11 protein-coding genes are annotated in these 11,176 nt (G+C 69.2%); 8 read left to right on the top strand and 3 right to left on the bottom strand.

Annotated features, from left to right (window positions below; genetic code table 11):
• Nucleotides 1-105: 105 nt before the first annotated feature.
• Nucleotides 106-399: a DUF397 domain-containing protein gene (locus ABZ642_RS45105; RefSeq protein ID WP_123973668.1), complete on the bottom strand. Its 294-nt coding sequence runs from the start codon at nt 397-399 to the stop codon at nt 106-108.
• 282 nt (nt 400-681) lie between these two features.
• Between ABZ642_RS45105 and rpsO the strand changes: the two genes are divergently transcribed.
• From rpsO to ABZ642_RS45080, 5 genes are all read left to right on the top strand, one after another.
• The gene (rpsO, locus tag ABZ642_RS45100; RefSeq protein ID WP_089098391.1) at nt 682-969 is read left to right on the top strand and encodes a 30S ribosomal protein S15; all 288 of its coding nucleotides are present in this window, start codon (nt 682-684) and stop codon (nt 967-969) included.
• A gap of 324 nt (nt 970-1,293) precedes the next feature.
• Entirely contained in the window at nt 1,294-3,516 is a 2,223-nt protein-coding gene (locus ABZ642_RS45095) for a polyribonucleotide nucleotidyltransferase (protein ID WP_360497157.1), read from the top strand.
• Nucleotides 3,513-4,892, top strand: coding sequence for a pitrilysin family protein (locus ABZ642_RS45090; protein ID WP_360497154.1), 1,380 nt, complete (start codon nt 3,513-3,515; stop codon nt 4,890-4,892). Before ABZ642_RS45095 ends, ABZ642_RS45090 begins: the two co-directional genes overlap by 4 nt.
• A 26-nt stretch (nt 4,893-4,918) precedes the next feature.
• Nucleotides 4,919-5,671 (top strand): 4-hydroxy-tetrahydrodipicolinate reductase, encoded by a 753-nt coding sequence (gene dapB, locus ABZ642_RS45085; RefSeq protein WP_360497152.1) that lies wholly within the window; start codon nt 4,919-4,921, stop codon nt 5,669-5,671.
• A gap of 15 nt (nt 5,672-5,686) precedes the next feature.
• A complete protein-coding gene (locus tag ABZ642_RS45080; RefSeq protein WP_360497149.1) occupies nt 5,687-6,139 on the top strand; it encodes a hypothetical protein in 453 nt (150 codons plus the stop codon).
• A gap of 75 nt (nt 6,140-6,214) precedes the next feature.
• On the opposite strand, the gene ABZ642_RS45075 is transcribed toward ABZ642_RS45080, so the two are convergent.
• The gene (locus ABZ642_RS45075) at nt 6,215-6,769 is read right to left on the bottom strand and encodes a hypothetical protein (RefSeq protein ID WP_360497146.1); all 555 of its coding nucleotides are present in this window, start codon (nt 6,767-6,769) and stop codon (nt 6,215-6,217) included.
• A gap of 90 nt (nt 6,770-6,859) precedes the next feature.
• The gene (locus ABZ642_RS45070) at nt 6,860-7,096 is read right to left on the bottom strand and encodes a hypothetical protein (protein WP_360497143.1); all 237 of its coding nucleotides are present in this window, start codon (nt 7,094-7,096) and stop codon (nt 6,860-6,862) included.
• A gap of 200 nt (nt 7,097-7,296) precedes the next feature.
• Between ABZ642_RS45070 and thyX the strand changes: the two genes are divergently transcribed.
• The 3 genes from thyX (at nt 7,297) to ABZ642_RS45055 (ending at nt 11,038) form a co-directional block, all read left to right on the top strand.
• Nucleotides 7,297-8,037, top strand: a complete 741-nt coding sequence (gene thyX, locus ABZ642_RS45065; protein WP_360497141.1) for an FAD-dependent thymidylate synthase — start codon at nt 7,297-7,299, stop codon at nt 8,035-8,037.
• A 259-nt stretch (nt 8,038-8,296) separates the two neighbouring features.
• Complete coding sequence (gene dapA / locus ABZ642_RS45060) at nt 8,297-9,196, top strand: 4-hydroxy-tetrahydrodipicolinate synthase (RefSeq protein ID WP_360497139.1); 900 nt, start codon at nt 8,297-8,299, stop codon at nt 9,194-9,196.
• Nucleotides 9,197-9,352: 156 nt separating this feature from the next.
• Nucleotides 9,353-11,038 (top strand): ribonuclease J, encoded by a 1,686-nt coding sequence (locus ABZ642_RS45055; RefSeq protein ID WP_360497136.1) that lies wholly within the window; start codon nt 9,353-9,355, stop codon nt 11,036-11,038.
• Nucleotides 11,039-11,176 lie beyond the last annotated feature (138 nt).

The raw sequence follows: 11,176 nt of genomic DNA, 5'->3' as shown, positions 1-11,176 counted from the left end.
GGTGGGGGGTGGGGGGGGGGCGGTCGGGGCGGCCGGTGTTGTTGCGGGTGTGGTTGGGGGTGCCGGGGCGCCCCCGCCGCCCCCCCCCCACAACCGGGCCGTCGGTCACTGGGCGGCCAGGCCGCCGTTGCGCTCGTTCGGCTCCAGGTCGAACTCACCGTCCCGCGCGCCCAGCACGAAGGCCCGCCACTCCGCCTCCGTGTACCGCAGCACGGTGTCCGGGTCGAGCGACGACCGCATGGCCACGGCACCCTCGGGCAGGTAGGCGATCTCGACCCGCTCCTCGTCCTGCTCGGTGCCGGGCGCGCAGTGCCACTCGACACCCGAGATGTCGAGCGCGTAGAGCTCGTCCCGCTCCCGCTCCTTGCGCGCCTTCATCTCCTCAGCCGTCTCGCTCATCCCGCGGCGACCCCTTCCCGACGACGTACGTACGCTGTGACGGTCACACTACTGGCGGTCGCGCCGCCATCGGCTGTCTCGCACGGTCCGGGACCGTCCCGGACATTCTCGTACTCCGGCACTGGTACCCTGGTCGACGGCCGTTTGTGTACGCACCCCCGGAGTCCCCCGTGGACCCCTGAGGCCGCGCCCAGCGGATCCCCGCCTCCCGAGTAACGGAAGCTCCCCCGAGACAAAGACCGGGGGCACTCGGTGGCCACTCAATGACTACGAGGAGTACGCGTGTCGCTCGACGCCGCTACGAAGAAGCAGATCATCACCGAGTTCGGTACCAAGGAGGGCGACACCGGCTCCCCCGAGGTCCAGGTCGCCATGCTGTCGCGTCGGATCTCCGACCTGACGGAGCACCTCAAGGTCCACAAGCACGACCACCACTCCCGTCGTGGTCTGCTGATCCTGGTCGGTCAGCGCCGTCGCCTCCTGCAGTACCTGGCGAAGAAGGACATTCAGCGCTTCCGTGCGCTGGTCGACCGCCTGGGCATCCGCCGCGGTGCGGCGGGCGCCAAGTAACACGCCGTGAAGGGAGCGGTTCCCGGAGAGACCCGGGACCGCTCCCTTTGCCGTACGTGCGGAAACGTGCGGAGTGTCACTCACGCTTTGTAGTGTGGTAGCACAACGCAATACGCACGACACAGCACGACAGCGAACAAGGAGAAGCGCACCCAAGCCGCCGCCGGTCCTCGGTAGTGGCCCCCGGGGGGAAGCGAGCCCCGGGTGCTTCGATCGAAGACCGGCCCGCACAGCACGGCGCGCTTCTCCGGGACCGTCCCCCTGCCACACGGGCAGATCGGGACAAAAGACGTAACGCAGACGAAAGTAACGGAGAAAACGCTAGTGGAGAACGAGACCCACTACGCCGAGGCCGTCATCGACAACGGCACCTTCGGCACCCGCACCATCCGCTTCGAGACGGGCCGCCTGGCCAAGCAGGCCGCCGGCTCCGCCGTGGCGTACCTGGACGACGACACCATGGTGCTGTCGGCCACCACCGCCTCCAAGAACCCCAAGGACCAGCTCGACTTCTTCCCCCTCACGGTGGACGTCGAGGAGCGCATGTACGCGGCCGGGAAGATCCCCGGTTCCTTCTTCCGCCGTGAGGGCCGGCCGAGCGAGGACGCGATCCTCACCTGCCGCCTGATCGACCGCCCGCTGCGCCCGTCCTTCAAGAAGGGCCTGCGCAACGAGATCCAGGTCGTCGCCACCATCATGGCGCTCAACCCCGACCACCTGTACGACGTCGTGGCGATCAACGCCGCCTCCGCGTCCACCCAGCTGGCCGGTCTGCCCTTCTCCGGCCCGGTCGGCGGCGTCCGCGTCGCGCTGATCAACGGCCAGTGGGTCGCGTTCCCGACGCACACCGAGCTCGAGGACGCCGTCTTCGACATGGTCGTCGCCGGCCGCGTCCTGGAGGACGGCGACGTCGCGATCATGATGGTCGAGGCCGAGGCCACCGAGAAGACCATCCAGCTGGTCGCGGGCGGCGCCGAGGCGCCGACCGAGGAGGTCGTCGCCTCCGGTCTGGACGCCGCCAAGCCCTTCATCAAGGTGCTCTGCAAGGCCCAGGCCGACCTCGCCGCGAAGGCCGCCAAGCCGACCGGCGAGTTCCCGATCTTCCTCGACTACCAGGACGACGTCCTGGAGGCGCTCTCCGCCGCCGTCCGCCCGGAGCTCGCCGCCGCGCTGACCATCGCCGGCAAGCAGGAGCGCGAGGCCGAGCTGGACCGCGTCAAGGGTCTGGCCGCCGAGAAGCTGCTCCCGGAGTTCGAGGGCCGCGAGAAGGAGATCTCCGCCGCGTACCGCTCGCTGACCAAGCAGCTGGTCCGCGAGCGCGTGATCAAGGAGAAGAAGCGCATCGACGGCCGCGGTGTCACCGACATCCGCACCCTGGCCGCCGAGGTCGAGGCCATCCCGCGCGTGCACGGTTCCGCGCTGTTCGAGCGTGGCGAGACCCAGATCCTGGGCGTCACCACACTCAACATGCTCCGGATGGAGCAGCAGCTGGACACCCTTTCCCCGGTGACCCGCAAGCGCTACATGCACAACTACAACTTCCCGCCGTACTCCGTCGGCGAGACCGGCCGCGTCGGCTCCCCGAAGCGGCGCGAGATCGGCCACGGCGCCCTCGCCGAGCGCGCCCTGGTCCCGGTCCTGCCGACCCGCGAGGAGTTCCCCTACGCGATCCGTCAGGTGTCCGAGGCCCTCGGCTCCAACGGCTCGACGTCCATGGGCTCGGTCTGCGCCTCCACCATGTCGCTGCTCAACGCCGGTGTGCCGCTGAAGGCCCCGGTCGCGGGTATCGCCATGGGCCTGATCTCCCAGGAGATCGACGGCGAGACGCACTACGTCAGCCTCACCGACATCCTCGGTGCGGAGGACGCCTTCGGCGACATGGACTTCAAGGTCGCCGGCACCAAGGAGTTCGTGACCGCCCTCCAGCTCGACACCAAGCTGGACGGCATCCCGGCCTCTGTCCTGGCCGCCGCCCTCAAGCAGGCCCGGGACGCCCGCCTCCACATCCTCGACGTGATGATGGAAGCGATCGACAAGCCGGACGAGATGTCCCCGAACGCCCCGCGGATCATCACCGTCAAGATCCCCGTGGACAAGATCGGTGAGGTCATCGGCCCCAAGGGCAAGATGATCAACCAGATCCAGGAGGACACCGGCGCCGAGATCACCATCGAGGACGACGGCACGATCTACATCGGCGCCTCCGACGGCCCGGCCGCCGAGGCCGCCCGCGCCACGATCAACGGCATCGCCAACCCGACGATGCCCGAGGTCGGCGAGCGCTACCTGGGCACGGTCGTGAAGACGACCACGTTCGGCGCGTTCGTCTCCCTGCTGCCCGGCAAGGACGGTCTGCTGCACATCTCGCAGATCCGCAAGCTGGCCGGCGGCAAGCGCGTGGAGAACGTCGAGGACGTCCTCGGTGTGGGCCAGAAGGTCCAGGTCGAGATCGCCGAGATCGACTCCCGCGGCAAGCTCTCCCTGATCCCCGTGATCGAGGGCGAGGAAGGCTCCGACGAGGACGCAAAGGACGACACCGACAAGTGACGTCGAGCAGCTCCACGACGACGGCCCGCACCTCTTCGGAGGCGCGGGCCGTCGCCCGTACCCAAACCCTGATCAAGGGCGAGAACGGCATCGGCACGGTCCGCAAGACCACCCTCCCCGGGGGTCTGCGCATCGTCACCGAGACCCTGCCCTCGGTGCGCTCCGCGACCTTCGGCATCTGGGCCCACGTCGGCTCCCGCGACGAGACCCCGGCCCTGAACGGCGCCACGCACTACCTGGAGCACCTGCTCTTCAAGGGCACCACGCGGCGCTCCGCCCTGGACATCTCCTCCGCCATCGACGCGGTCGGCGGCGAGATGAACGCGTTCACGGCGAAGGAGTACACGTGCTACTACGCGCGCGTGCTCGACACCGACCTGCCGCTCGCCATAGACGTCGTCTGTGACATGCTGACCGGCTCGCTGATCCTCGAGGACGACGTCAACGTCGAGCGGGGCGCGATCCTCGAAGAGATCGCCATGACCGAGGACGACCCGGGCGACTGCGTGCACGACCTGTTCGCGCACACCATGTTCGGCGACAACGCCCTCGGCCGCCCGGTCCTCGGCACGGTCGACACGGTCAACGCCCTCACCGCCGACCGCATCCGCCGCTTCTACAAGAAGCACTACGACCCCACCCACCTGGTGGTCGCGGCGGCCGGCAACATCGACCACAACAAGGTCGTACGACAGGTCCGCGCGGCCTTCGAGAAGGCCGGCGCCTTCCGGACCACCGAGGCGGCCCCCATCGGTCCGCGCCAGGGCAGCCGCACCATCCGCACCGCCGGACGCGTCGAACTCCTCGGCCGCAAGACCGAACAGGCGCATGTCGTCCTCGGCATGCCCGGGCTGCCCCGCACCGACGACCGCCGCTGGGCGCTCGGCGTGCTCAACACCGCCCTCGGCGGCGGCATGTCCTCCCGGCTCTTCCAGGAGGTCCGCGAGAAGCGCGGCCTGGCCTACAGCGTGTACTCGTACACCTCGGGCTTCGCCGACTGCGGCCTGTTCGGCGTGTACGCCGGCTGCCGGCCCTCGCAGGTCCACGACGTCCTCAAGATCTGCCGGGACGAACTGGACCAGGTCGCCGAGCACGGCCTGCCGGACGAGGAGATCGGCCGCGCCGTCGGCCAGCTCCAGGGCTCCACGGTGCTCGGACTGGAGGACACCGGCGCGCTGATGAACCGTATCGGCAAGAGCGAGCTGTGCTGGGGCGAGCAGATGTCCGTCGACGACATGCTGGCCCGGATAGCCGCGGTGACCCCGGACGAGGTCCGCTCCGTCGCCCGCGACATCCTGGGACAGCGCCCGTCGCTGTCGGTCATCGGCCCGCTCAAGGACAAACAGGCCGCACGCCTGCACGACGCCGTCGCCTGACACACCACCGGTAAGGAACGAAGAAGATGAGCAAGCTGCGTGTGGCGGTCCTCGGGGCCCAGGGCCGTATCGGGTCCGAGGCGGTCAAGGCGGTCGAGGCCGCCGAGGACATGGAGCTGGTCGCCGCCATCGGCAGGGGCGACAAGCTGGAGGCGCTGGCCGACGGCGACGCCCAGGTCGCGGTCGAACTGACCACGCCCGCCTCGGTGATGGGCAACCTCGACTTCTGCGTGCGCCACGGCATCCACGCCGTCGTCGGTACGACGGGCTGGACCGACGACCGCCTCGCGCAGCTGAGGGGCTGGCTGGACCAGGCCCCCGAGACCGGCGTGCTCATCGCCCCGAACTTCTCCATCGGCGCCGTGCTCACGATGAAGTTCGCGCAGATCGCCGCGCCCTACTTCGAGTCGGTGGAGGTCGTCGAACTCCACCACCCGAACAAGGTCGACGCCCCCTCCGGCACCGCCACCCGCACCGCCCAGCTCATCGCCGAGGCCCGCCGCGCGGCCGGCACCGCCCCGGCCCCGGACGCCACCGTCACCGCCCTGGACGGCGCACGCGGCGCCGACGTCGACGGAATCCCCGTCCACTCCGTCCGCCTGCGCGGCCTCCTGGCCCACCAGGAGGTCCTGCTGGGCGGCGAGGGCGAGACCCTCACCATCCGCCACGACTCCCTCCACCACAGCAGCTTCATGCCGGGCATCCTGCTCGGCGCCCGCCGCGTGGTCACCGTTCCGGGCCTGACCTTCGGTCTGGAAAACTTCCTGGACCTGGGCTGATACGAGATCTCTGACATGCGCGCGAAGCTCTCCTACGCCCTGACGGCCGCCGTCCTGGTCTTCTACTTCGTCCTGGTCGGCAGCCGGGGTGTGATGCTCATCCAGACCGGCACCGTCCTCACCGTCACCTTCGGGGTGGCGGTGCTGATCCTGCCGGTCATCGGCGTGTGGTTCCTGTGGAAGAACACCCAGTTCGTCCGTCGTGCCAACGCCCTGGCCGCCGAACTCGACGCCGAGGGCGGCCTGCCCGTGGACGAACTGAAGCGCACCCCCGGCGGCCGCATCGACCGGGACTCCGCCGACGAGGTCTTCGCCAAGCGCAGGGCCGAGACCGAGGCCGCCCCCGACGACTGGCGCAGCTGGTTCCGGCTCGCCATCGCCTACCACGACGCCCGTGACACCCCGCGCGCCCGCAAGGCGATGCAGCGCGCCATCGCCCTGCACGACGGCAGGCCGCTGGAGGCCTGAACGGTACCCCCACACGCGGCAGGGGCCGGTCCGCCTGATGCGGACCGGCCCCTGCCGTATGTCATGGGACGCCGCTCAGCCGCGCCCGTACTCCGCCGCCCACGCCTCCACCGCGTCCGCCGCACGGTCGAAGGCCGACGCCCGGCCCAGGAAGTCCATCCCGTGCGTGGTCAGCAACGGCTCCGTGTCGGCCGCGGAGCGGTCCTTGCGCACGAGCGTCAGGGCCTGCCCCTGAACCGTGCGCGGCAGCCCCAGCCAGCGAACCGGCTGCTGCGCCGTGCGCACCGCGACGACCCGCTTCCAGGGCACGGTCCGGGTCCCCAGCAGACCGATCTGGCGCACTCCGCGCGCGCTCACCCACACGCCCATGCGCAGTATCCGCAGGGCGGCGGTGATGATCAGCAGCGCGATGCCGAGGACCGCCCCGGCGGAGGAGAGCGAGCCGGTCAGGGCCAGCGCGACCGCCGCGAACAGCACGAACGAGGCGAGCAGCAGCCACAGGGCGGCTCCGCCCACCCGCCACGGCCCAGGCCGGTACGGGCGCCGCCAGCGGTCCCGGTCGTCGAAGGGCAAGGGGCTGTCGAGTGCCGCGTCATCGGTGCGGTCGGCCATCAGGAAGGGCAGGGGCACGGCTGGTCCTCACTCAATCCATGCATGGGCTGTGCCCGGTGAGGCTATCCGGCCGTGTTCCCGCTCACCACTCGCGGGGGGCCGGAAGAGTCAGTGCCCCTGGGAGGCCTGCGACTGCTGCGTCCCGGTGTCGGACGGCGTGGACAGCGCCGGCATGCCCAGGACCAGCGAGCCCACCATCCCGGCGACGATGGTGAGCCCGAACAGCCACCGCCCGGCCACCTGACTCACGGACGACCGCTGACGGGGCGGGGGAGTGACATTGCTGCGGAACCTGTCGGCCTCGGCGATGAAGGCGAACGGTACGGGTTCACGCCGACGGAACATAGTTGGCACTTCCTCCTGTGTGCTTTGTGCGGAATGCTCTCAGTGGTACAGACGAGCGACTGCTCGAAAGGGTGCCCAGTTTCGGCAGATTCACAGATGTTCGCTGGTGAATGTCGCGCACGCCCCGTGATCTGCGGCCTCACCAGCCCCGTAGAGTGGGCGCCGCTTCGAAGACGTGATGGGGAAGGACCCTCTGCACCGTGACCGACAGTTCCGCCGACGAACTCAAGATCTTCACTCGCAGCGACATCTCTGTTGAGCTGGTCAAGCACACTGCGTCTGACGCCGACGTCCTGTTCGCCGCTCGTGTCTCGACGATCGGTGAGCAGTCTCTCGACGAGCTCGACAAGGACCCCGAGCGCTCGAAGGGCCTGATCAACTACCTGATGCGGGACCGGCACGGCAGCCCGTTCGAGCACAACTCGATGACGTTCTTCGTCAGTGCCCCGATCTTCGTCTTCCGTGAGTTCATGCGGCACCGGGTGGGGTGGTCCTACAACGAGGAGAGCGGCCGCTACCGCGAGCTCCAGCCCGTCTTCTACGTCCCCGGCGAGTCCCGCAAGCTCGTCCAGGAAGGCCGCCCCGGCAAGTACGTCTTCGTCGAGGGCACCCAGGCCCAGCAGGAACTCGTCGGCCGGGTGATGGAGGACTCCTACCGCGAGGCGTACGAGGCCTACCAGGAGATGCTCGCCGCCGGTGTCGCACGTGAGGTGGCCCGGGCGGTGCTGCCCGTCGGGCTCTTCTCCTCGATGTACGCCACCTGCAACGCCCGCTCGCTGATGCACTTCCTCGGCCTGCGCACCCAGCACGAGCTGGCCAAGGTGCCGTCCTTCCCGCAGCGGGAGATCGAGATGGTCGGCGAGAAGATGGAGGCGGAGTGGGCCAGGCTCATGCCGCTCACCCACGCCGCCTTCAACGCCAACGGCCGCGTCGCGCCGTAACCAGGCCGTTGTGCCGTGCGTCCTGCGGTGCGTCCTGGCGTGCGATCCGTCGCGCGTCTTGTCGTGCTCGGCACAGATGTACGGATCAGCCTGGCGAGGTGTCCGTATTGCGGCATTTAGCGAAGTTCATCTAGCCTGATCAAACGGACCCGGCACTGCTTGAACCCCCGAGCAGGCAGTGCCGGGCTCCGCATTTGTCCGGACTTTCCCCGCACCCCAAGGGCAGACCGCGCCGTGAGCACCGAGTAGCGTGTAACCCATGGCTCCGACCTCCACTCCGCAGACCCCCTTCGGGCGGGTCCTCACCGCCATGGTCACGCCCTTCACGGCGGACGGCGCGCTCGACCTCGACGGCGCGCAGCGGCTCGCCACCCACCTGGTGGACGCAGGCAACGACGGCCTGATCATCAACGGCACCACCGGTGAGTCGCCCACCACCAGCGACGCGGAGAAATCGGACCTGGTACGAGCCGTACTGGAGGCGGTCGGCGACCGCGCCCACATCGTGGCCGGCGTCGGCACCAACGACACCCACCACAGCGTCGAGCTGGCCCGTCAGGCCGAGCGCGACGGCGCACACGGCCTGCTGGTCGTCACGCCGTACTACAACAAGCCCCCTCAGGAGGGCCTGTACCGGCACTTCACGACCATCGCCGACGCCACCGGGCTGCCCGTCATCCTTTATGACATCCCCGGCCGCAGCGGCGTCCCGATCAGCACCGAGACCTTCGTCCGCCTCGCCGAGCACCCGAGGATCGTCGCCAACAAGGACGCCAAGGGCGACCTCGGCCGCGCGAGTTGGGCCATCGCCCAGTCCGGCCTGGCCTGGTACTCCGGCGACGACATGCTCAACCTGCCGCTGCTCTCCGTGGGTGCCGTCGGCTTCGTCTCGGTCGTCGGCCATGTGGTCACCCCGGACCTCAGGGCCCTCGTCGACGCCTTCACCTCCGGTGACGTACAGAAGGCCGCGGAGATCCACCAGAAGCTGCTCCCGGTCTACACCGGGATGTTCCGCACCCAGGGCGTCATGACGACCAAGGCCGCGCTGACCCTCCAAGGGCTGCCTGCCGGGCCACTGCGCGCCCCCATGGTCGAATGTTCGGCCGAGGAGATCGCCCAGCTCAAGATCGATCTTGCTGCCGGCGGGGTACAGCTCTGACAACAGACTTTGCGCGGTTGTCCGCGTAGCAAGGCTTAACAACTGAATAAGGCGGGACACCGGTGCCCGCATCCCACAACGACAACTGCTTATGCACGAACGTCACGCACGCCACGTGCCCGACCGGTACGTGGCGTGCGTGGTGAGGAGAGTCTTTTGAGTCATCCGCATCCTGAACTCGGCCCGCCGCCCCAGCTCCCCGAAGGCGCCCTGCGCGTCACCCCGCTCGGCGGGCTCGGCGAGATCGGCCGAAACATGACCGTCTTCGAGTACGGCGGTCGTCTGCTGATCGTCGACTGCGGAGTGCTCTTCCCCGAGGAGGAGCAGCCCGGAATCGACCTGATCCTGCCGGACTTCACGTCCGTCCGGGACCGCCTCGACGACATCGAGGGCATCGTCCTCACCCACGGCCACGAAGACCACATCGGCGGCGTCCCCTTCCTGCTCCGCGAGAAGCCGGACATCCCGCTCATCGGCTCCAAGCTGACTCTCGCCCTCATCGAGGCGAAGCTCCAGGAGCACCGCATCCGCCCGTACACCCTGGAAGTGGCGGAGGGCCAGCGCGAGCGCATCGGCCCCTTCGACTGCGAGTTCGTCGCCGTCAATCACTCCATCCCGGACGCCCTGGCCGTGGCCATCCGCACCCCGGCCGGCATGGCGGTGCACACCGGCGACTTCAAGATGGACCAGCTCCCGCTGGACAACCGGCTGACGGACCTGCACGCGTTCGCGCGGCTGAGCGAGGAAGGCATCGACCTTCTTCTGGCCGACTCGACGAACGCCGAGGTGCCGGGTTTCGTCCCGCCCGAGCGCGACATCTCGAACGTCCTGCGCCAGGTCTTCGCCGGAGCCCGCAAGCGGATCATCGTGGCGAGCTTCGCCAGCCATGTCCACCGCATCCAGCAGATCCTGGACGCGGCCCACGAGTACGGCCGCCGGGTCGCGTTCGTCGGCCGCTCCATGGTCCGCAACATGGGCATCGCCCGGGATCTCGGCTACCTCAAGGTCCCGCCGGGTCTCGTCGTCGACGTCAAGACGCTCGACGACCTCCCGGACAGCCAGGTGGTCCTGGTCTGCACGGGCTCCCAGGGCGAACCGATGGCCGCCCTGTCCCGGATGGCCAACCGCGACCACCAGATCCGCATCGTCGACGGCGACACGGTCATCCTGGCGTCCTCCCTGATCCCCGGAAACGAGAACGCGGTCTACCGCGTCATCAACGGTCTGACCCGGTGGGGCGCCGACGTCATCCACAAGGGCAACGCCAAGGTGCATGTTTCCGGCCATGCCTCCGCCGGTGAACTGCTGTACTTCTACAACATCTGCCGGCCGAAGAACCTGATGCCGGTCCACGGTGAATGGCGCCATCTGCGTGCCAACGCCGAACTCGGCGCCCTGACGGGCATCCCGCACGACCGCATCGTCATCGCCGAGGACGGCGTGGTCGTCGACCTGGTCGAGGGCAAGGCCAAGATCTCCGGCAAGGTCCAGGCCGGTTATGTGTACGTCGACGGTCTCTCCGTCGGTGACGTCGGCGAGCCGGCCCTGAAGGACCGCAAGATCCTCGGCGACGAGGGCATCATCTCGGTCTTCGTCGTGGTCGACTCCTCCACCGGCAAGATCACGGGCGGCCCGCACATCCAGGCCCGTGGCTCCGGCATCGACGACTCCGCGTTCGCGGCGGTCGTCCCGAAGATCTCCGAGGTCCTGGAACGCTCGGCCCAGGACGGCGTGGTGGAGCCCCACCAGCTGCAGCAACTCATCCGCCGGACCCTCGGCAAGTGGGTCTCGGACACGTATCGCCGCAGGCCGATGATCCTCCCCGTCGTCGTGGAGGTCTGACCCGCGGACGAGGCCACGAACGGCCTCTCGTACGCGCGAACATGGAGCGGGGGGGGGGGGCGGGGGGGGGGGGGGGGGGCCCCGCCGCCGGTAGAGGTGCGGGCCCCCCCCCGCCGGCCCCCGCGGGGGGGAAGGAGA

Origin of the sequence: Streptomyces sp. NPDC007157 (assembly GCF_040634235.1) — a bacterium.
In the GTDB taxonomy this organism is placed as follows: domain Bacteria; phylum Actinomycetota; class Actinomycetes; order Streptomycetales; family Streptomycetaceae; genus Streptomyces.
Note: the sequence above shows the minus strand (reverse complement) of the source record. Positions and strands in the feature narration are given on the sequence as shown.

Excerpts from the sequence above, each read along its gene's own strand:
- dapB (WP_360497152.1), top strand. The coding sequence starts at position 4,919 with ATGAGCAAGCTGCGTGTGGCGGTCCTCGGGGCCCAGGGCCGTATCGGG.
- dapA (WP_360497139.1), top strand. The coding sequence starts at position 8,297 with ATGGCTCCGACCTCCACTCCGCAGACCCCCTTCGGGCGGGTCCTCACC.
- ABZ642_RS45080 (WP_360497149.1), top strand. The coding sequence starts at position 5,687 with ATGCGCGCGAAGCTCTCCTACGCCCTGACGGCCGCCGTCCTGGTCTTC.
- ABZ642_RS45105 (WP_123973668.1), bottom strand. The coding sequence starts at position 399 with ATGAGCGAGACGGCTGAGGAGATGAAGGCGCGCAAGGAGCGGGAGCGG.
- ABZ642_RS45070 (WP_360497143.1), bottom strand. The coding sequence starts at position 7,096 with ATGTTCCGTCGGCGTGAACCCGTACCGTTCGCCTTCATCGCCGAGGCC.